Annotated in this window: 21 protein-coding genes; 12 read left to right on the top strand and 9 right to left on the bottom strand. The window is 69.7% G+C overall.

The genetic code is table 11. The features are described 5' to 3' along the window. The first annotated feature begins 32 nt into the window (after positions 1–32). Positions 33–281, top strand: a complete 249-nt coding sequence (locus FG385_RS07900; protein ID WP_139095969.1) for a DUF3039 domain-containing protein — start codon at positions 33–35, stop codon at positions 279–281. Here FG385_RS07900 and FG385_RS07905 read toward each other — a convergent pair. Beyond that, positions 248–1,345, bottom strand: a complete 1,098-nt coding sequence (locus FG385_RS07905; RefSeq protein WP_139095970.1) for a YihY/virulence factor BrkB family protein — start codon at positions 1,343–1,345, stop codon at positions 248–250. The two genes, FG385_RS07900 and FG385_RS07905, sit on opposite strands and share 34 nt — an antisense overlap. Before the next feature lie 206 nt (positions 1,346–1,551). On the opposite strand from FG385_RS07905, the gene FG385_RS07910 reads away from it, so the two are divergent. Then, positions 1,552–3,300, top strand: coding sequence for a DEAD/DEAH box helicase (locus FG385_RS07910; protein WP_139095971.1), 1,749 nt, complete (start codon positions 1,552–1,554; stop codon positions 3,298–3,300). 138 nt (positions 3,301–3,438) lie between these two features. On the opposite strand, the gene FG385_RS07915 is transcribed toward FG385_RS07910, so the two are convergent. Further along, entirely contained in the window at positions 3,439–3,618 is a 180-nt protein-coding gene (locus tag FG385_RS07915; protein ID WP_139095972.1) for a DUF7455 domain-containing protein, read from the bottom strand. Positions 3,619–4,024: 406 nt separating this feature from the next. On the opposite strand from FG385_RS07915, the gene FG385_RS07920 reads away from it, so the two are divergent. Both FG385_RS07920 and FG385_RS07925 read left to right on the top strand, forming a co-directional pair. After that, positions 4,025–5,371 (top strand): type I glutamate--ammonia ligase, encoded by a 1,347-nt coding sequence (locus tag FG385_RS07920; RefSeq protein WP_139095973.1) that lies wholly within the window; start codon positions 4,025–4,027, stop codon positions 5,369–5,371. Beyond that, positions 5,372–6,145 carry a DUF6885 family protein gene (locus FG385_RS07925; RefSeq protein WP_139095974.1) on the top strand — a complete coding sequence of 258 codons (774 nt, stop codon included), beginning with the start codon at positions 5,372–5,374 and terminating at the stop codon, positions 6,143–6,145. A gap of 290 nt (positions 6,146–6,435) precedes the next feature. On the opposite strand, the gene FG385_RS07930 is transcribed toward FG385_RS07925, so the two are convergent. Then, positions 6,436–7,830 carry an RNA polymerase sigma factor gene (locus tag FG385_RS07930; protein WP_139095975.1) on the bottom strand — a complete coding sequence of 465 codons (1,395 nt, stop codon included), beginning with the start codon at positions 7,828–7,830 and terminating at the stop codon, positions 6,436–6,438. Positions 7,831–8,017: 187 nt separating this feature from the next. Further along, positions 8,018–8,779: a polyphosphate--glucose phosphotransferase gene (gene ppgK, locus FG385_RS07935; protein WP_139095976.1), complete on the bottom strand. Its 762-nt coding sequence runs from the start codon at positions 8,777–8,779 to the stop codon at positions 8,018–8,020. Positions 8,780–8,851: 72 nt separating this feature from the next. On the opposite strand from ppgK, the gene FG385_RS07940 reads away from it, so the two are divergent. Continuing rightward, on the top strand, positions 8,852–9,670 hold the full coding sequence (locus tag FG385_RS07940; RefSeq protein WP_200834357.1) for an inositol monophosphatase family protein: 819 nt from the start codon (positions 8,852–8,854) through the stop codon (positions 9,668–9,670). A gap of 153 nt (positions 9,671–9,823) precedes the next feature. On the opposite strand, the gene cei is transcribed toward FG385_RS07940, so the two are convergent. Continuing rightward, positions 9,824–10,501, bottom strand: coding sequence for an envelope integrity protein Cei (cei, locus tag FG385_RS07945; protein ID WP_139095977.1), 678 nt, complete (start codon positions 10,499–10,501; stop codon positions 9,824–9,826). Positions 10,502–10,898: 397 nt separating this feature from the next. On the opposite strand from cei, the gene FG385_RS07950 reads away from it, so the two are divergent. After that, positions 10,899–11,207: a DUF4193 domain-containing protein gene (locus FG385_RS07950; protein WP_139095978.1), complete on the top strand. Its 309-nt coding sequence runs from the start codon at positions 10,899–10,901 to the stop codon at positions 11,205–11,207. Here FG385_RS07950 and FG385_RS07955 read toward each other — a convergent pair whose 3' ends face one another. Further along, on the bottom strand, positions 11,208–11,717 hold the full coding sequence (locus tag FG385_RS07955; protein WP_139095979.1) for a DUF3093 domain-containing protein: 510 nt from the start codon (positions 11,715–11,717) through the stop codon (positions 11,208–11,210). It abuts the gene before it with no gap. A 24-nt stretch (positions 11,718–11,741) separates the two neighbouring features. Here FG385_RS07955 and dut point away from each other — a divergent pair, with 24 nt between their 5' ends. Continuing rightward, a complete protein-coding gene (gene dut / locus FG385_RS07960; RefSeq protein WP_139095980.1) occupies positions 11,742–12,224 on the top strand; it encodes a dUTP diphosphatase in 483 nt (160 codons plus the stop codon). After that, on the top strand, positions 12,224–12,883 hold the full coding sequence (locus FG385_RS07965) for a DUF3710 domain-containing protein (RefSeq protein WP_139095981.1): 660 nt from the start codon (positions 12,224–12,226) through the stop codon (positions 12,881–12,883). Before dut ends, FG385_RS07965 begins: the two co-directional genes overlap by 1 nt. Here FG385_RS07965 and FG385_RS07970 read toward each other — a convergent pair. Then, on the bottom strand, positions 12,880–13,620 hold the full coding sequence (locus FG385_RS07970; protein ID WP_139096165.1) for an alpha/beta fold hydrolase: 741 nt from the start codon (positions 13,618–13,620) through the stop codon (positions 12,880–12,882). The genes FG385_RS07965 and FG385_RS07970 overlap by 4 nt on opposite strands. Positions 13,621–13,737: 117 nt before the next feature. Between FG385_RS07970 and FG385_RS07975 the strand changes: the two genes are divergently transcribed. After that, positions 13,738–14,115 (top strand): OB-fold nucleic acid binding domain-containing protein, encoded by a 378-nt coding sequence (locus FG385_RS07975; RefSeq protein ID WP_139095982.1) that lies wholly within the window; start codon positions 13,738–13,740, stop codon positions 14,113–14,115. Between the two features lie 15 nt (positions 14,116–14,130). Further along, complete coding sequence (locus FG385_RS07980) at positions 14,131–14,850, top strand: DUF3159 domain-containing protein (protein WP_139095983.1); 720 nt, start codon at positions 14,131–14,133, stop codon at positions 14,848–14,850. A 30-nt stretch (positions 14,851–14,880) separates the two neighbouring features. Here the strand turns inward: FG385_RS07980 and FG385_RS07985 are convergent, their stop codons facing one another. Continuing rightward, positions 14,881–15,537 carry a potassium channel family protein gene (locus FG385_RS07985; protein ID WP_139095984.1) on the bottom strand — a complete coding sequence of 219 codons (657 nt, stop codon included), beginning with the start codon at positions 15,535–15,537 and terminating at the stop codon, positions 14,881–14,883. Then, positions 15,537–16,202 (bottom strand): potassium channel family protein, encoded by a 666-nt coding sequence (locus FG385_RS07990; protein WP_139095985.1) that lies wholly within the window; start codon positions 16,200–16,202, stop codon positions 15,537–15,539. Before FG385_RS07990 ends, FG385_RS07985 begins: the two co-directional genes overlap by 1 nt. Before the next feature lie 92 nt (positions 16,203–16,294). Here FG385_RS07990 and FG385_RS07995 point away from each other — a divergent pair, with 92 nt between their 5' ends. Then, on the top strand, positions 16,295–18,307 hold the full coding sequence (locus FG385_RS07995) for an APC family permease (protein ID WP_139095986.1): 2,013 nt from the start codon (positions 16,295–16,297) through the stop codon (positions 18,305–18,307). Then, complete coding sequence (locus FG385_RS08000; protein ID WP_139095987.1) at positions 18,304–19,545, top strand: class I SAM-dependent RNA methyltransferase; 1,242 nt, start codon at positions 18,304–18,306, stop codon at positions 19,543–19,545. The genes FG385_RS07995 and FG385_RS08000 overlap by 4 nt, the downstream gene beginning before the upstream one ends.

The following is a 19,545-nucleotide window of genomic DNA, read 5'->3' on the forward strand; positions in this document are numbered from 1 at the left end:
GCCTTCCGGGCACGCTGCGGCATCATAGGGGCATGAGCACGACGACTCTGCCGGAGACCGACACCCGGCCCGAGACCACCGAAGAAACCGATACCGACCAGCCGAAGATGTTCCACTACGTGCGCAAGAACAAGATCGCCGAGAGCGCGGTCATGGGCACGCACGTGGTGGCGCTGTGCGGTGAAGTCTTCCCGGTGACGCGTTCGCCGAAGCCAGGTTCGCCGGTGTGCCCGGCGTGCAAGGAGATCTACGAGGGCCTGCGCCCCGGCCCCGAGGACTGATCGGGCACCCGCGCGCCGCCCGCCGGGGGCCCCGGCGGGCGGTCGTTCGTGTCCACCCGGGGCTCGACAGGCGGGTTGGCCCGGGGCTCCGTCGGCGGTTCGGCGTCCGTCCGGGGCTCCACCGGATCCTCGTGGCTCATGCGCTCCATCTCCAGCCGCCGCCACCTTCGCCGCTGGCGGCGGGTCATCTTCGCCGGCCACAGTTCCTGGATGGCGGCGTTGAAGTACGCGCCGCCCACCACGGCCATCCCGATGAAGAAGGTGAACAGCAGCCACGCGATCGGTGTCGCGAGCGCGCCGTAGGTGTACCCGGTGCGAGTGATCCAGGTCAGGTAGATGCGCAGCCCGATACTGGACAGCAGGAAGATCACCATCGCCAGCGCCGCGCCCGGCAGCCCCCGGTGCCAGGGCAGCCGCTTCGGCAGGGCGAGCTTGTACAGCGTCGCGAGCGCGAGTATCAGGCCGACGGCCAGCACCGGGTAGTACCCGATGCCGATCCAGGTCGACAGCGTCGGCTGCCACGAGTCCGGGAACACGTCGACGAGCAGGTTCGGCCCGATCGCGATCACCGGCAGGCCGATCACCAGCAGGACCAGCCCGCACAGGTACAGCAGCAGCGCGAAGATCCGTTGCCATACCTCGTTCCGCACGCCGTACTGCCCGTGCGCCACGGTGATCGCGTCGACGAACGAGGACATCGCCGAGGAGCCCGCCCACAGTGAGATCACGAACCCGACCGAGACGATCTCGCCCTTGCCGGTGGTCAGGATGTCGTCGACGGTGGGCACGATGATCTGGGTGACCACGTTCCCGGTGAACACCCGCTCGGTGAACGTGATGATCTTGTCGTGCACGTTCGCGACGAATCCGGCGCCGAACCAGTCGCCCATGAAGCCCAGGCTCCCGAGCAGCCCCAGCAGCAGCGGCGGCAGTGACAGCGTCTGCCAGAACGCCGCTTCCGCGGACTCAGAGAAGATGTTCCCGTCCCACGCCTTGGCGAACGTGCGGCCGATCAGCCGCCGGGCACCTTTGCGCGGTGGCGGGGCTGCGGGCTTGTCACTCATGTCGTGTCCAGGATGGTCCATCCGGGCGCATTTGGCGCGCCGGCGGTGTGGCGTGTTCCACTCTGCCGTGCCGATACCGGGCCGCGCCGGGGGAGACCGGTAATCTCTTCCGAGCGCCCTCACTCCCACCCGGCGTCGCGGCCGGGCTCTGCCGTGAGGGTTTTCGCATGTGGCACCCGGGATCGGCGAGAGGAGGGGGAACACCCTTGTCGGACACGGCACAGCGTAACGGGGGCTTCGTCGCGCCCGAGCCCGAGCAGGACGTGACGCCTCGCCCGCTGCGTGCCTGGCAGCGGCGCGCCCTGACCAAGTACCTGACCACGAAACCGCGGGACTTCCTCGCGGTCGCGACCCCGGGCGCGGGCAAGACCGTGTTCGGCCTGCGTATCGCGGCGGAGCTGCTGAGCGACCGCACGATCGAGCGGATCACGATCGTCACCCCGACCGAGCACCTCAAGCACCAGTGGGCGATCGCCGCGGCGGCCGCCGGTATCGCGATCGACTCGAACTACCGCAACGGCCAGGGCGCCACCTCGGACGATTACCACGGCGTCGCGCTCACGTACGCGCAGGTCGCGGCCCATCCGACGCTGCACAGGGTGCGCACCGAGAACTTCAAGACGCTCGTCGTCCTCGACGAGATCCACCACGGCGGGGACGCGAAGTCCTGGGGTGACGCCGTCCGCGAGGCGTTCACCCCGGCCGTGCGGCGGTTGTCGCTGACCGGGACGCCGTTCCGCAGCGACGACTCGCCGATCCCGTTCATCACCTACGAGCCCGACGCCGACGGCGCGATGCGCAGCAAGCCGGACCACTCCTACGGTTACGCCGACGCGCTCGCCGACGGCGTCGTGCGGCCCGTCGTGTTCCTCGCGTACTCCGGTGAGGCGTCCTGGCGCACCAGCGCGGGCGACGAGTTCACCGCGCGCCTCGGTGAGCCGCTGACGGCAGAGCAGACGGCGCGGGCGTGGCGCACGGCGCTCGACCCCGGCGGGGAGTGGGTCCCGTCCGTGCTGCAGGCCGCCGACACCCGGTTGCAGCAGCTTCGCGGCGGCGGCATCCCGGACGCGGGCGGCCTGGTGATCGCGAGCGATCAGGACTCCGCACGCGCGTACGCGAAGATCCTGGCGCGCATCACGGGGGCGAACCCGGTGGTCGTGCTGTCCGACGACCCGAAGGCGACCAAGCGGATCGGCGAGTTCGCCGACTCCGACGACCGCTGGCTGGTCGCGGTCCGGATGGTCTCGGAGGGTGTCGACGTGCCGCGGCTGGCCGTCGGCGTCTACGCGACGAGCGCGTCCACGCCCCTGTTCTTCGCCCAGGCCATCGGCCGGTTCGTGCGCGCGCGGCGCAAGGGCGAGACGGCCAGCGTGTTCGTGCCGAGCGTGCCGGTGCTGCTGGAGCTAGCCAGCGAGCTGGAGGCCGAGCGCGACCACGTGCTCGGCAAGCCGCATCGCGAGAAGGACGGCTGGGACGACGAGCTGCTCGCCCAGGCCAACCGCACCGAGGACGAGCCCGGTGAGGAGGAGAAGGCGTTCACCTCGCTCGGCGCGTCGGCCGAGCTGGACCAGGTCATCTACGACGGCAACTCGTTCGGCACGGCGGTGTTCTCCGGTAGCGAAGAGGAGCAGGAGTACCTCGGGCTGCCCGGGCTGCTGGAGCCGGACCAGGTGCGGGCGCTGCTGCGCAAGCGGCAGGAGGAGCAGCTGTCCGACGCGAAGCGGCGCAAGCCTGAGCAGGAGGCGCCGGCGCCCGCGCGGTCACAGTCCGTGTCGGAGCGGATCGCTTCGCTGCGTAAGGAACTGAACACGCTGGTCGGGATGTACCACCACCGCACGAACAAGCCGCATGGCGCGATTCACAATGAGCTGCGCCGCGTCTGCGGCGGCCCGCCCACCGCGATGGCCACGGTGGACCAACTCGAGGAGCGGATCGTCACGCTGCGGTCGTGGTAGTCAGCGGCGTGGCGGAAACCACGGCGGGGGTCCGGGGGCTTGCCCCCGGGGCGGGGTCTGGCGGCTCCGCCCCCAGAAGACACGCCGAACAAGAAAGGCGAGCGCTCTCCGCGAGCGCTCGCCTCCCAGCTTGTGGAGTTACTTCTGGATCTCGGCTGCCATTTCCTTGAGCTTGGACTTGTACTCGCGCGCGTGGTGGCCGCAGAACAGCAGCTCACCGCCGGAGGCGAGGACGGCTCGTACCTGTGCTGCGGCACCGCACCGGTCGCAGCGGTCGGCGGCGGTCAGTTCGGGGCGGGCGAGCGTGGGCGATGTCATGGGAGTCTCCCTCCGTCCCGGCACCGGTTGCCCGATGCCATCGATCCAGCACGATCACTTCGGTTCTCACCGGTGCGGGGTCGCCCCGGCCCTGAAGTGTTCGTAGCTTCCACTCTTGCAGACGCTGCGGATGGTGCAAGTGTTCCCGACTCGGTGGGACTTGTGTCACGTCGAATTACCCCGGTTGTCGTAGAACGAATCCCGCGATGCAGGACGGCGAAACGTTCCGGAAACGTCCAGACCACGCCGTTCGTCCAGGTCAGACGGTTGCGGAACGGTCACGACGAGATCGGGCAATCCCCGTCGCGGGTGGCTTATCCCACCTCTTGTGTTCGTTCTCGGCGAAACCGCGGGCCGCCGCGTTTGTGCCCTTTCGGTCAGTTGCGCACGTGAGACACTTCACTTCATGACCAAGGCAGCATCGGCAGCCGCGAAGGACCTCGCGACCGCCGGCGTCACCGGGGCGCAGCTGGCGTGGGCCGACAACAACGGCATCCCGCGGTCGCGGATCGTGCCGATCGGCGGCCTGGCCGACGCGGCCACCCGCGGGGTCGGGGCAACCTCGCTGTTTGCCGTTTTCGATACTCACGACGCCATCACCTATGCCCATCCGGGGCTGGCGACGCCGTCCGGCGACATCCGGCTGGTGCCCGTCATCGAGCGCCTCCGGCGGCTCGCCGGGCAGCCCGCGCTCGCCTGGGCGCCCGTCCACCAGGTCGCCGCGGACGGCTCGGCGTGGCCGTACTGCCAGCGCGGCGCGCTGGAACGTCAGGTCGCGGCGGCCGCCGAGCGGGGCTACGAGATTCGCGCGGGCTACGAACTGGAGTTCGCGGTGGCGCCCGCGGGCAGCCCCGACATCGCCTCGGCGCCCGGGCATCACGGACCCGCGTACAGCCCGCACGCGCTGGTCGAGCTGGACGCGTTCATCGCCGCGCTGCTGCACGATTTCGACGCGAACGGGCTGCCACTCAACCAGGTGCACGCCGAGTACGGGCTCGCGCAGCTGGAACTGTCCCTGAAGGCCACCGACCCGGTCTCGGCCGCCGACGACCAGCTCCTGGCCCGCCAGACCATCCACGCGGCCGCACACGCGCACGGGCTGCGGGCGAGCTTCGCGCCGATCGTCAGCCCCGAGGCCGCCGGCAACGGCTGGCATCTGCACACGTCGCTCTGGCGCAGGGGAAGCAACTTGCTGACCGGACTTGACGATGGCGAAGGTGCGGGGTATCTGGCGGGATTGCTCCGCGACCTGCCGGCGCTGACCGCGATCACCGCGCCGAGCGTCCCGTCGACCCTGCGGCTGCGGCCCGGCTATTTCGCCAGCGCCTACGCGTTCTGGGGGATCGAGAACCGGGAGGCGCCGCTGCGGTTCGTGCCGGGCACCACGCTGCTCGGCGCCGGCCACGCGAACGTCGAACTCAAACCGTCGGACGCCTCGGCGAACCCGTATCTTGCGCTCGCGGCGGTGATCGCCGCCGGGCTCGCCGGGATGGACGAAGGTCTGGCGCTGCCCGGGCAGATCGCGGAGGATCCCGGTACCTGGACGGAAGAACGCCGGGCGGCCGCGGAGATCGTGCGGTTGCCGAGCACGCCCGTCGAGCAGGACGCCGCGCTGGTGTCGTCCTCCCGGGTCACCGGCGCGCTGGGCGAAGAGCTGCTCGGAGCGTTCCGCGCGGTGCGTGAATCCGATCTCAAATGGGCGGCCGAGCGCAGTACGGACGAGATCGTCGCCGCACACCTTTGGCGGTACTGAGTGCTGGACGGGATCCGGTGGTTCCCGGGCGCCCGGGAAATCACGGCGCAGGCGCGCGCGGAGATGCCGCAGAAGAACGGTCTGTGCGGCGCGTTCGTCGCCATGGTTTCCTTGCGTGCCAAGGGAATCCCCGTGCGAGACCAGGACGAGGCCGCGGTCGCCGTGGGGTCCTTGCTGTCTCCAGGACATGAGCCGACCTGGCCGCCGGGGGAGAAGAGCCGCGAGGACTACCGGCTCGCGTTACCGCACGCGTCCGACCCGGCAGCTTCGGGTTCCACTCCGGGCGGGGTGGCGGGTGCGATCGAAACGTTGTCAGACGGTCGCTTGCGGGTGGTCCCGGCGAGCGGCGACTGGGGCTCCGGATCACTCGCCGCCCTGCTTTCCGGCTTGTCCCAGCTGAACTGGGTCGCTGCGGTGGCCAATGTGGACACCGGGGAGTTCGGTGCGCACGACACCCCGGACCGCGCGTTGCTCGACTACCTCGAAGGCGGCTTGCCTCCGATGTGGTCTTCCCGTTGGCACGTGGGACATTTCCTGTTGCTCACGGGAACCAGAACCGGTCCTGGCGGGACCGCCGTGTCCATAGTGGACACTTATCCGTCGCTGGGCGAGCATGGCGTGCACGTGCAGGTGCTCGATCGTCTCGCCGCGGCCCTGCGCCGTGACACCATGGCGAGCCCTGGGGGTCTCTTGCTCGCCGTCGAGGCCGGCGAGCGGCAGGCGGCCGAGGAACTCGTCACGAGCGCGGGTCTGATTCCCCGGTTGTGGGCCTAGTGTCGTGTGATCCTGTCCGGTTTACGTTGCCGTGTTTGCCCGTGGGGTCGGTGGGTTTGTCCGCTGCGGTGTCGAGTTGGCTGGTCCGGTCGCTGATTTTGCCCTAGGCGACAGCGGCCGGCCAACTCGATAACGCCCCGAGCCAACTCAGCGACGCCAAGGGCCAACTCAGCACCCTGGCAAACAAACACACCCGCGCGCAAAGACAACAAGATCACGAAACACTAGCCAGGCGGAAAACGAACGAGAGGGCCGCCGAACCGGCGACCCTCTCGGGAAAAAAGGCGTTCTCAGTCCAGATAGTCCCGTAGGACCTGCGACCGCGACGGATGGCGCAGTTTGGACATCGTCTTCGACTCGATCTGCCGGATCCGCTCGCGCGTCACGCCGTAGACCTGGCCGATCTCGTCCAGCGTGCGCGGCTGGCCGTCGGTGAGGCCGAAGCGCAGCCGCACCACGCCCGCCTCACGTTCGGACAGCGTCTGCAGCACCGACTGGAGCTGGTCCTGCAGCAGCGTGAACGACACGGCGTCGACCGCGACGACGGCTTCCGAGTCCTCGATGAAGTCGCCGAGCTGCGAGTCGCCCTCGTCACCGATGGTCTGGTCCAGCGAGATGGGCTCGCGGGCGTACTGCTGGATCTCCAGTACCTTTTCCGGCGAGATGTCCATTTCCTTGGCCAGCTCCTCCGGGGTGGGCTCGCGCCCGAGGTCCTGGAGCAGCTCGCGCTGGATCCGGCCCAGCTTGTTGATCACCTCGACCATGTGCACCGGTATGCGGATGGTGCGGGCCTGGTCGGCCATGGCACGGGTGATCGCCTGGCGGATCCACCACGTGGCGTACGTGGAGAACTTGTAGCCCTTGGTGTAGTCGAACTTCTCGACCGCGCGGATCAGGCCGAGGTTGCCCTCCTGGATCAGGTCCAGGAACGCCATGCCACGACCCGTGTAGCGCTTGGCCAGCGAGACCACCAGGCGGAGGTTCGCCTCCAGCAGGTGGTTCTTCGCGCGCTCGCCGTCGCGCACGATCCACTTGAGATCGCGGCGCATCTGGGTGGCGAGCTTCTCGCCCTCCTCCTCGGCGATGCGGACGCGCTCGGCGGCGTAGAGCCCGGCCTCGATCCGCTTGGCCAGCTCCACCTCCTCCTCGGCGTTGAGCAGCGCGACCTTGCCGATCTGCTTCAGGTACGCGCGGACCGAGTCGGCCGAGGCGGTGAGTTCGGCGTCCTTGCGGGCCTGCCGCAGCGCCTCGGACTCCTCCTCGTCCCAGACGAAGTCGGGGTCGTTGGCGTTCTTCGGGCCGACGCCGCTCTTCGGACGCTCGGCCCGGGGCGGGGCTTCGTCCTCCTCCTCGGGCTCCGCCTCCTCGGTGACCGTCGCGTCCACGACGTCCACCTCGACCTCTTCCAGGTCGGCGAGATCGGCCTCGAGGTCGACGTCCTCCAGGTCCTCTTCGGTGCCGGGACCGTCGGGCTCGCCCGCTTCCTCCCCCTTGGCCGCGGGCTTGCGCGTGCGAGTCGTCTTGGCCGGGCCCTTTTTCGCCCCGGTCTTGGCGGCGGTCTTGCGTGCGGCCGGCTTCTTGGCGGCGTCGGCGCCGTTCTGCTCGGTGGCGGCCTCGTCGCCTGCGTCGGGTTCCGCGTTCGTTGTCTTCGTGCCGCTTCGAGTAGCGGTTTTTGCGGGTGCCACGTACGCCCTTTCGCAGCGGTCGATCACGGCGAGCCGGAACCGGGATCCCGGCTGCCTCAGATTCGGGGAACATCCCGCGGCCTGCGGTTTTGTCCGCCGCGACCGTGGGCCGTGTTCCATTGTAACGACGATACGCGCAAAGGTTGCGGCCGATCATCGTTGCCCGGCGTGCGCGGCGCGGCAGGCCTCAGTGCTCGATGCCCTCGACCGCCGCCGCGGCGGCACCCACGATTCCGGCGTTGTTCTGCAGGGATGCGACGATGATCTTGGTCCGGACGTCGAGCAGCGGCACCCACTTCTCGGACTTCTTGCTCACCCCGCCGCCCACGATGAACAGATCCGGCCAGATCAAGTTCTCGAGCACGGTCAGGTAACGACTTACCCGCTTGGCCCAGTGGTGATAGGACAGGCCCTCGTTGTCCTTGACCGAGGCGGCCGCGCGCTTCTCCGCGTCGTGCCCGTCGACCTCGACGTGGCCGAACTCGGTGTTGGGCACGAGCTTGCCGTCCTGGAAGACGGCGCTGCCGATGCCGGTGCCGAAGGTGAGCAGGGTCGTCACGCCGTGGCGGGCCGACGGGTCCCCGAACCGGATCTCGGCCATCCCGGCGGCGTCGGCGTCGTTGAGCATCGCGATGTCGTCGACCGGGCGGCCCAGAACGTCGGCGAACAGACCGTCCGCATCGGTGCCGATCCACTTGGGGTCGATGTTCGCCGCGGTGTGCGCAACGCCCTTCTTGATGACCGCGGGCAGCGTGATGCCGACCGGGCCGTCCCAGTCGAAGTGGCGCACGACCTTGGCCACGACTTCGGCGACCGCCTCGGGGGTCGCGGGCTGCGGGGTGTCGATCCGGAGCCGGTCGCCAATGAGGGCGCCCTTTTCCAGGTCGACAAGGGCGCCCTTGATACCGCTGCCGCCGATGTCGATTCCGAAACCTCGGGTCGCCGTCATTGGCGTGATCCCTTCCTGCTCGATTCAGAAGCCTGTCCACGAGACTTTATCCGGGTGTGGTCACATGGTGGGGTGGGAGCCTTCGAGTCCGAACCGACAGACCTGCGTGACACCGCCCTCCAGGTGGCCGAAGAAGCGGCCGACCTGGTGCGCCGAGCCCGTGAGGCCATGGTCGCAGGCGATGCGGTGCAGGTCGATACCAAGTCCACCGACACCGATGTGGTCACCGCCGTGGACCGCGCCTCGGAGCGGTTGATCCGGCAGCGGCTGGCCGAGCTGCGGCCCGATGACCAGGTGCTCGGAGAGGAGGAGGGCGGCGCCGCCGGGGACGGCGTGACGTGGGTGGTCGACCCGATCGACGGCACCGTCAACTTCCTTTACGGCTCACCCTGTTTCGCGGTTTCGGTGGCCGCTCAGGTCGGTGGCGTCTCGGTCGCGGGTGCGGTCGTGGAACCGGTCGACGGGCGCCGCTGGACCGCGGTGCGCGGGCAGGGCGCGTGGCTCGACGGGCGGCGGCTGCACACCTCCGCGCCGGAGCGGCTCGATCTGACGCTGGTCGGCACCGGGTTCTCCTACGACAGGGCCCGCCGGGCGCGTCAGGCCGCGATGGTCGCGGAGCTGATGTCGCGGGTGCGAGACGTCCGGCGGCCAGGGGCGGCTTCGCTCGACCTGTGCGCCGTCGCGGCCGGCTGGCTGGACGCCTACGTCGAGCACGGGCTGCACCGGTGGGACTGGGCCGCGGGCGCGCTGATCGCCGCCGAGGCCGGCGCCGTGGTGTCCCTGCCGGGCGAGGACGAGGAGCTGGGGCCCGACGCCACGTTCGCCGCCGCCCCGACGATCGCCGCCCCGCTCCGCGCCGCCCTGCTGTCCTCCGGCATCGCCAAAATCTGACCCCCACCCCGAGATCTACGTTCCAGACGCCGAGTTCCACACTGGGGACGCCGAGTTGGGCACTGAGGACGCCGAGTTCGACGTTCGGGACGCCGAGTTCGACGTTCCGGACGGCGAGTTCGACAGTCGAGGCGGCGAGTTCGGCGGGTCCGGCTAGCAGGTGACGTTGCGGGCGGCGGACAGCAGCGCCGGGTCGATGACCGGGCCGCTCGCCGCGGACTGCTCGTTCCCGCCGTCTGGATGCTGCTGCGACCACTGCTGCAGTTGCTGGAGGATCTGCCGCCCCTGCTGCGTCGGCCGCACGTCACCGAACGCCGTGCCGATCGAAAGGTCCACCGAAGCGTCCGCGCGCGTGTCCTTCACCAGTTCGACGCACGGCAGCACGAGGCTGAGCGTGCGAGCGGCGGAGCGTCCGTTGTCCCCGAACCGCAGCTGGCCTTGGCATCCGGCGTCCTGAGCCGGGTACGCCGGGTCGTTGCCCGGGTCACCGATCTGGGTGAAGCCCAGCTCGCGCAGGCTTTCGGTGGTGATGGTGGCCTGCCCCCGGGACGTGCTCGCGTTGAGCACCTGGACCGCGATCTTGTCCGGCGGGATGGGCGCGACGTCGTCGAGCGCGGTGTACGTCAAGGGGGTGAAGGTCAGCCCGTCCACCGGCGCCGGCGCCGGGGTGCAGCGCACGACCTCGTTGATATCGGTTCTGGTCGTGACCGCGCGCACCCATACGACCATCGCGACGAGCCCCAGTATCCCGATGAGAACGAGAGCGGGGAGCGGGCGGCGCTTGCGGTAGCCTCGTTTCTTGCGGTTGCCGAAACCGATCCCCGACGCCACCTGCCCGATCCCTTCCCGATTCCCCCGACCGTCCCCCTACACCAGGACCTTCGCTCCTGATCAGCGTAAGCGTTACAGTGCACCACTGCCGACACCACCGTTCGAGTGGGTCGTCGTGTCGCCTCACCAGGCATTCTGAGGGCACCCGTTCCCCCTGTTGGGTGACGTATGAAGACCTTCGCCTAACACGTTGCGAGCCGGGGTATCTCGTGAGCTACCCTCTGCGGGCTCCGGCCGTAGTCAGCGGTCTTCCGACCACTCGCCGAAGAGAGACCTGCCTCACTACCGGCCCGGGCACAAACAGGGGCGCTGGAACGTTGTCCAGCGGCACGAAGGGCTTGCGACGCGCATCGCGGGCCTGGAGACATCAACAAGCTGATCGCAGGGGTGAGGGACAATGGCGACCGACTACGACGCTCCGCGCCGCAGCGAAGCCGACGAGCTGGCCGAAGACTCGTTGGAGGAGCTGAAGGCCAGGCGTAACGAAAACCAGTCCGGTGTCGTGGACGTGGACGAGGACGCGACCGCGGAGAACTTCGAGCTCCCCGGCGCGGACCTGTCCGGGCTCTCGGGTGAGGACCTGACCGTCAAGGTGGTGCCGAAGCAGGCCGACGAGTTCACCTGCTCGGTGTGCTTCCTGGTGCACCACCGCAGCCGGCTGGCCGAAGAGCACAACGGCCGGCTGATCTGCCGGGACTGTGCCTGATCACCGGGTGGCCGGGCTGTCGCGCAGTAGCCCGGCCACCGCTTCGGGCTTACGAGTACTGAAAATCCAGTAAGGCGTTGGGTCGTCGGGATCCGTCAGGTGGACCCGCACGACCGGGCCGATCCAGCCGCGGTGCAGCACGAACGCCGTCGGGTCGAGCTCGGGGCCCAGCGCCTTACGTTTGTGCGCCTTGTCGATGATGTCGACCTGCCCGACGAACTCCAGCGGCAGGTTCGCCTTGCCGACCACCAGCCGGCTGCCGGTGATGGTGACCCTCGACCGCCCGAGCAGGAACATCCAGCCGGCCATCAGCGGCACCAGGATGAGGTAGGGCAGCCACGCCCGTACCCCGGGGTAGCCCATGTGGACCTCCGCGGCCAGCAACCCGGCCGCGATCAGCGGCAGCGGCCAGCCCCACCACGCCAGGTAGAGCCGTTCGTTATGCCGCTTCTGCTCGGTCCGCGCCGTGCTGTCCACTCCCGCATCGGCCGCGCTTGCGCTCTCGCCCACATGCCCAGGGTAGTCTGGCCGCCCGTGTCCATCGTGCAGGTCCTGCTCACCCGGCTCGATCCGGGTGTGCCACTTCCGAATTACGCGCGTCCCGGCGATGCCGGCGCCGATCTCGTGACCACCGACGACCTCGTGCTGGAGCCCGGTGAGCGGGCCGTCGTCGGCACCGGCGTCGCGATCGCGCTGCCCGAGGGCTACGCCGGTTTCGTGCATCCGCGTTCGGGGCTGGCGGCCCGCGCCGGGCTGTCCGTCGTGAACACCCCGGGCACGATCGACGCGGGCTACCGCGGTGAGATCCGGGTATGCCTGATCAACCACGATCCGCGCGAACGGCTGAAGCTGTCCCGGGGTGACCGGATCGCGCAGCTGGTCATCCAGCGCGTCGAGACGGCCGAGTTCGTGGAGGTCGCCGAGCTGTCGGCCTCCGAGCGCGGGGCCGGAGGTTACGGATCTACCGGTGGGCATGCCACGCTGGGCGGCGTGGCCGGTGAAGGAGCGAAGAAGTAGTGGGCATTTTCGGACGCAAGCGGCGGTCACCCGAGCCGGAACAGAGTCGTGGCCGGCATGCCCTGCCCGAGCCGGACGACCTCGACGAGGACTACGAAGCACCGCAGCCGGTCGTCACGGACGGGCCGTTCGACGTCGCGGACGCCCCCGAGGACGACGTGCCGCGCATCGACCTGGGCTCGGTGCGGGTGCCGGTGCCGGACGGTTCGCAGGTCCAGGTGGAGATGGACCCCGCAGCCGGCGGCGTGCGCGCGGTGCACGTGGTCACCCCGCAGGGGCAGATCACGGTGAGCGCCTACGCCGCGCCGCGCTCGGGCGGGCTGTGGGATGAGGTCGGCGCGGAGCTGACCGAGCAGTTGCGCAACGACGGTGCCAGGGTTTCGCCGGGACAGGGCGAGTGGGGGTTCGAGCTGTCCGCGCTGATCGGTGACGTAGCGCTGCGGTTCGTCGGCGTCGACGGGCCGCGCTGGATGCTGCGCGGGGTCATCGCCGGGCCGCAGTCGGCGTCGGCGGAGGCGCCGGGTGTGCTGCGGGACATCGTGCGCGACACGATCGTCGTCCGCGGGGACGCGCCGATGCCGGTGCGCTCACCGCTGCCCGTCACGCTTCCGGACGCCGTCGCCCAGCACATCGCGGAGCAGCAGGCCCAGCAGGCCTAGCGGCGCGGAGCGCCTCGATCAGGGGTGGTGGTCGGGCGACGGGTGGGACTGAGGGCTTCGATCGCCGCCCGTCCGAGGGATGCCCGGTCGGTGCCCAGGGCCGTCAGCGTGGTCTCGACGACCGCGGCCCGGGGCATCGTCGCGGCCCAGGTCCTGGCGACCTCCGCCGGATGGACGGGATCGTCGGTGCAGGCCGCGATCCCGGCCGGAATGTCGAGTTCGCGCAGTTCGTCCAGCGTCGGCGCGGGATGGTCGGCGGCCACCCGCAGACTCGCCGCCAGCCCGTCGCCATGGCGCCGCCAGGACCTGGCCAGCTCGTCGGCGAGCCATGGCGCGACGCCTTCCACCGAAAGCGCCAGTGCCCTTTCGATCCCTTCGGCGTCCACGAGATCCGCAGAGGCCTTCGCGGCCCGTGAGGCGGGAGCGTCTCCCGGCGCGCCGTACCAGGCGGGCAGCGCCAGCAGCAGGCCCGCACACCGGTCCGGGTTCCGCAGGGCCCATTCGGCCGCGAGATGGGCACCGAACGAGATGCCTCCCACGATCAAGGGCCCCTGGGCGGCCAGCTCGTCGAGCAGAGTGAGGAAGCCCACTGCGAGCCGATCGCCGGCAGGCGGCCGCGGCGTTATCGCTTCGAGACCGATCTCGGCCAGCGGACCTGCGAAAACGGCCCGGACGAAAATCTCGTCGGAGCCGGTGCCCGGCAGCAGCACGGCGGGAGCTGCCGGGATAGCGGACATCACGTTGCGATCTTGCGGCAAACCGGTTTCCCTTGCCTGGAACGAGCGCAACAACCTTAACGTTGACTAGGTACGGGCCGTTCAAGTCGGGGGCCCCGGACAACAGGAGCACCGCTTATGTCCGCCAAAGACGGCGGCTACTTCAGCCGGTTGGTTCGCAAGCTGACCAGCGACGTCGACGAGCTCGACGCCGATGATCTCTCCGAAAAATCCGAGGCGGTCGGGGCGCAGCGCGCCTGCGACTGCCGTTCTGGTGACGAGGTGACGGTGCTGGGCAGACTCCGCAGTGTAGAGCTGTGCCCGGAGGACAAGGCCGCCACTCTACGGGCTGAGTTGTTCGACGGAACGGAAGGCGTGACGCTAGTCTGGCTCGGACGGCGCCGGATCCCGGGCATCGAGCCAGGGAGAACGATCAAGGCGCGCGGCCGGATGGCCGAGCGCGACGGTCACAAGGTGCTGTACAACCCGTTCTACGAATTGCAGACGACCTCCTGAGTTGGTATCCACACTGTGACTGAACCCGCCGGCACCGAAGAGAAGACTCCGGACAAACCGGAACCCACGATGCTGGAACAGATGGGTGGGATATCCGGGCTCATCTACTCTTCGGTGCCGGTCCTGGTGTTCGTACTGGTGAACGCCTTTTTCGGGCTGCAGGCCGGGATCTGGAGCGCGGTCGGCAGCGCGGTCGCGATCACCATCCTGCGGCTGGTGCGCAAGGAGCCGCTGCAGCCGGCGATCTCCGGGTTCTTCGGGGTGGCCATCGCCGCGTTCATCGCGTACCGCACGGGCTCGGCCAAGGGCTTCTTCCTGTTCGGCATCTGGGCGAGCCTGGTGTACGGCGCCGCGTTCGTGCTCTCGATCGTGGTGCGCTGGCCGCTCGTCGGGGTCATCTGGAACGCCGTCAACGGCACCGGCACCGAATGGCGCCGCGACAAGCCGTCCCGGTTCGGGTACGACTTGGCGACGCTCGCGCTCGCGGTGGTGTTCGGCGCGCGGTTCGTCGTCCAGCGCTGGCTGTACGACAGCGACCACACCGGCTGGCTGGCCTTCGCGAAGATCGCGATGGGCTACCCGCTGTACGCGCTGGCGTTCCTGGTGGTCATCTGGGCGGTGCGCCGCTCGGACAAGCGCATCAAGTCGCTGCAGCAGGCGCGCGCCGCAGAAGAGGCGGACACGGAAGCCGCCCTGCGGCTCAAGTACAGCCAGCGCCCGGGCGAGGCTACGTAGATCTCATCGTCCTGAACGTAGATCTCGTCGTCAGTAGCCGAGGGCGGTGCGGACGTCGGCTTCGACTTCGGCGTTCGCCACGAACAGCAGTTCGTCGCCCGGCTCCAGCGGGTCCTCCGGCTGCGGCACGATCACCCGCTCGCCGCGCAGGATCGTCACCAGCGCGGCGTCGCGCGGCAGCGCGATCTCGCTGACGGGCCGTCCGGCGAGCGGCGTCTCCTCCGGCAGGGTGAGCTCGACGAGGTTCGCGTGGCCCTGCCGGAACGTCATCAGCCGCACGAGATCGCCGACGCTCACCGCCTCCTCGACCATCGCGGCGAGCATCCGCGGGGTCGACACCGCGACGTCCACGCCCCACGCGTCGGTGAACAGCCACTCGTTCGACGGGTCGTTCACCCGCGCCACGACGCGCCGCACCGCGAACTCCGTCTTCGCGAGCAACGCCACGACCACGTTGACCTTGTCGTCCCCGGTCGCGGCGATCACGACGTCACAGCGCTCGATACCGGAGTCCTCCAGCGTCGAGACCTCGCACGCGTCGCCGAGCACCCAGTCGGCCTGTTCGACGATCTCCGGCTCGAACTGGGCCGCGGACCGTTCGATCAGCATGACCTGGTGCCCGCCGTCGATGAGCTCGAGAGCGATCGAGCGCCCCACGGCACCCGCACCGGCGATCGCGACCCGCATCAGCTTTCCTCCTCTGGGGCCTTGGCGGCGACGCTCGTGACGTCGCTGACCGTCCCGGACCGCGCGGCCACATACACGAGATCGTCAGCCTGCAGCACCGTCTTGGCGTCCGGCAGCACCGGCGTGCCGAACCGCATGATGAACGCGACACGCGCGCCCGTGGCCTCCTGCAGATCGCGGACGCTGCGCCCGACCCAGGCGTCGTGCAGCGGGAGTTGCAGGACGGCCACGTTGCCCGTCGGGTCCCGCCACGCCGAGGCCACCCCCTCCGGCAGGAGGGTACGCAGGAAGCGGTCGGTGGTCCACGGGACGGTGGCGATTGTCGGGATGCCGAGGCGCTCGTAGACCGCCGCCCGCTTGGGGTCGTAGATCCGGGCCACGACGTGCTCGACGCCGAAGGTCTCGCGCGCGACCCGCGCCGAGATGATGTTGGAGTTGTCGCCGCTGGAGACCGCGGCGAAGGCACCCGCTCTCTCGATGCCGGCCTCGATCAGCACCTCACGGTCGAACCCGACACCGACGATCTGCCGGCCGTGGAACTCCGGGCCGAGGCGCCGGAACGAGTCCGGTGCCTTGTCGATGACCGCGACCTCGTGGCCGAGACGCTCCAGCGCCGCGGCCAGGGACGCGCCCACCCGGCCGCATCCCATGATCACCACGTGCACCCGCTTGCCTCCTGTGCATAGCCCGAACAGCGGTTACCCGCGTTACACCAGCGGAGAACCTACCTTGTCCGGACGCAAAGTAGTCTCTCACCGTGCCGAAGTTCGCGACCGTGGCAAAAAGGCTGCTCCTTGGCCGTCCGTTCCGCAGCGACCGGCTGTCCCACACGCTGCTGCCCAAGCGCATCGCGCTGCCGGTGTTCGCCTCCGACCCCATGTCGAGCGTGGCGTACGCCCCGGAAGAGATCCTGCTCACGCTGTCCGTGGCGGGGCTGAGCGCGTACGCGTTCAGCGTGTGGATCGGCATCGTGGTCGTCGTGGTCATGCTGGCGGTCGTCGCCTCCTACCGCCAGAACGTGCACGCGTACCCTTCCGGCGGCGGTGACTACGAGGTGGCGACCACGAACCACGGGCGCAGATGGGGGCTGGTCGTCGCGAGCGCGCTGCTCGTCGACTACATCCTCACCGTCGCGGTCTCGATCTCCTCGGCGGCGGCCAACATCGGCGCGGCCATCCCGTTCGTGTCCACCCACAAGGTCCTGTTCGCGGTGTCGGCGATCGTGGTGCTCGCCGCGATGAACCTCCGTGGCATCCGCGAGTCGGGGACCGCGTTCGCGATCCCGACCTACGCCTTCGTGGTCGGCATCGTGTGCATGCTGCTCTACGGCCTGTTCCGGGTGTTTGTGCTCGGCGACACCGTGCGCGCGGAGAGCGCGGGCTTCAGCCTGCCGGAGAACAGTCAGCACCTGGCCGGGCTCGGCTTCGCGTTCCTGATCCTGCGGGCGTTCTCCTCGGGCAGCGCGGCGCTGACCGGCGTCGAGGCGATCAGCAACGGCGTGCCCGCCTTCCGCAAGCCGAAGTCGCGCAACGCCGCGACCACGCTGCTGCTGATGGGCGTCATCGCGGTCGTGATGTTCCTCGGCCTGATCATCCTCGCCCGGATCAGCCACGCCGTGATCGCCGAGGATCCGGGCCAGCTGATCGGCGCCCCGGCGGGCTACGAGCAGAAGACGCTGGTCGCGCAGCTGGCGAACGCCGTGTTCGCCGGGTTCCCGCCGGCGACCTGGTACATCATCTTCTTCACCGGGCTGATCCTGGTGCTGGCCGCGAACACCGCGTTCAACGGCTTCCCGGTGCTGGGCTCGATCCTCGCGCAGGACCGCTACCTGCCGCGCCAGCTGCACACCCGGGGCGACCGGCTGGCCTTCTCCAACGGGATCATCTTCCTGGCGACCTTCGCGATCGTGCTCGTCGTGGCGTTCGACGCGGAGGTCACGCGGCTGATCCAGCTGTACATCATCGGCGTGTTCGTCTCGTTCGTGCTCAGCCAGAGCGGGATGATCCGGCACTGGAACCGGCTGCTGCGCACCGAAACCGATCCGGCCGCCCGCCGCCGGATGCGGCGTTCCCAGGCGATCAACACGTTCGGCCTCATCATGACGAGCGCGGTACTGGTGCTCGTGCTGGTCACCAAGTTCCTGCTCGGCGCGTGGATCGCGATCGCCGCGATGGTGGTGATCTTCGTGCTGATGACCGGGATCCGGCGGCACTACGACCGGGTCGCCACCGAGCTTTCCGAAGTGGACCGTTACGACCAGCGCACGCTGCCCTCGCGCAACCACGCGATCGTGCTGGTGTCGAAGCTGCACCTGCCGACGCTGCGGGCGCTGTCCTACGCCAAGGCGATGCGGCCGGACGCGCTCGAAGCCGTCACGGTCAACGTCGACGACGAGGAGACGCGGAGGCTCACCGCGGAATGGGACACGCACGGGTTCAAGGTGCCGCTGAAGGTGCTGGAGTCGCCGTACCGCGAGATCACCAAACCGGTGGTGGACTACGTGAAACGGGTGCGCGGGGACAATCCGCGCAACGTGGTCACCGTGTTCATCCCGGAGTACGTGGTCGGCCGCTGGTGGGAGCAGCTGCTGCACAACCAGAGCGCGTTGCGGCTCAAGGGAAGGCTGCTGTTCCAGCCCGGGGTCGTGGTGGCGAGCGTGCCGTGGCAGCTCGCGTCCTCGCAGGCCGCGGCGCGCCGGCTGACGCGCTCCCGCCCGGCGGCTGGTGACGTGCGGCGCGGTCTGTACCAGTCGAAGGACCGCGTGCGATGAGCTGGACCGGCCGCACGGTCGAGGCCGAGGTCGGTGCGGTCGCGCACGGCGGCCATTGCGTGGCCAGGGTCGAGGGCCGCGTCGTGTTCGTGCGGCACGCGCTGCCCGGCGAGGTCGTGCTGGCGGAGATCACCGAGGACAAGGGCGGCTCGTTCTGCCGTGCCGACGCGGTGCGGGTGCTCGAGGCAGCGCCGGAACGGGTCGAGCCGCCGTGCCCGCTGGCCGTGCCCGGCGGGTGCGGGGGCTGCGACTGGCAGCACGCGAAGGCGGCGTTCCAGCGCGAGCTCAAGGCACGCGTGGTCATCGAGCAGCTTTCGCGGCTCGCGGGTATCGAGTGGCCGGTCGTGGTCGAGGAACTGCCCGGCGGGCCGCTCGGTTGGCGGAGCCGGGTGCGGCTCGTCGCGGGACCCGACGGACGGGCAGGCCTGCGGGCGCATCGCAGCCACCGGGTCGTGCCGCTCGAACAGTGCCCCATCGCGGTGCCCGGAGCGCTCGATTCCGTGCTGGCCCGACGCTGGCGGCCGGGCACCGAGCTGGAGGTGACCAGCGACGGTGACGGGCGGGCGCATGTGCGTGAGCTGAGCGTGGCGCGGGGAAAGCGGCGGGCCAGGCAGCTCACCGGCGGGGTGGCGGTGCAGCATGCCGCCGGACGTGACTGGAAGCTGGACGCACACGGGTTCTGGCAGGTGCACCCCGCCGCCGCGGACACTTTCGCGCGCGTCGTGCGCGAGTGGGCGCAGGCGTCGCGAGACGCGCTGGCCTGGGATCTGTACGCCGGGGTGGGGCTGTTCGCGTCGGTGCTGGCCGGCCAGGTCGGTCCGGACGGCGAAGTGGTGGCCGTGGAGTCCGGGCGGCGCGCGGTCGCCGACGGCGAGGCGGCGCTGGCGGATCTGCCGCAGGTGCACTGGCGGGGCGGCCGGGTCGAGCACGTGCTGCGGGACCTGCCAGGGCGGCCCGAGGTCGTCGTGCTGGACCCGCCGCGCGCCGGGGCCGGACGAGCGGTCGTGGAGTCCATTGTGGAGCGCGGGCCGGCGCGGGTGGTGTATGTGGCTTGCGATCCCGCCGCGCTGGCACGGGATCTGGCGACTTTCGCCGGATCGGGTTACCGGCTCGCGCGGTTGCGGGCGTTCGACGCCTTCCCGATGACACATCACGTCGAGTGCGTGGCTCTTGTCCTGTCGGAAACTGACGGTGGGTCGGGGCATGATGCCGACCATGAACCTTTCCGAGGAGTCTGA

This window comes from Amycolatopsis alkalitolerans, from assembly GCF_006152065.1.
GTDB lineage: Bacteria > Actinomycetota > Actinomycetes > Mycobacteriales > Pseudonocardiaceae > Amycolatopsis_E > Amycolatopsis_E alkalitolerans.

Bases quoted from the DNA above. Each gene is read 5' to 3' on its own strand.
- FG385_RS07900 (WP_139095969.1), top strand. From the start codon at position 33: ATGAGCACGACGACTCTGCCGGAGACCGACACCCGGCCCGAGACCACC.
- FG385_RS07905 (WP_139095970.1), bottom strand. From the start codon at position 1,345: ATGAGTGACAAGCCCGCAGCCCCGCCACCGCGCAAAGGTGCCCGGCGG.
- FG385_RS07915 (WP_139095972.1), bottom strand. From the start codon at position 3,618: ATGACATCGCCCACGCTCGCCCGCCCCGAACTGACCGCCGCCGACCGC.
- FG385_RS07920 (WP_139095973.1), top strand. From the start codon at position 4,025: ATGACCAAGGCAGCATCGGCAGCCGCGAAGGACCTCGCGACCGCCGGC.
- ppgK (WP_139095976.1), bottom strand. From the start codon at position 8,779: ATGACGGCGACCCGAGGTTTCGGAATCGACATCGGCGGCAGCGGTATC.
- FG385_RS07950 (WP_139095978.1), top strand. From the start codon at position 10,899: ATGGCGACCGACTACGACGCTCCGCGCCGCAGCGAAGCCGACGAGCTG.
- FG385_RS07970 (WP_139096165.1), bottom strand. From the start codon at position 13,620: ATGTCCGCTATCCCGGCAGCTCCCGCCGTGCTGCTGCCGGGCACCGGC.
- FG385_RS07975 (WP_139095982.1), top strand. From the start codon at position 13,738: ATGTCCGCCAAAGACGGCGGCTACTTCAGCCGGTTGGTTCGCAAGCTG.
- FG385_RS07985 (WP_139095984.1), bottom strand. From the start codon at position 15,537: ATGCGGGTCGCGATCGCCGGTGCGGGTGCCGTGGGGCGCTCGATCGCT.
- FG385_RS08000 (WP_139095987.1), top strand. From the start codon at position 18,304: ATGAGCTGGACCGGCCGCACGGTCGAGGCCGAGGTCGGTGCGGTCGCG.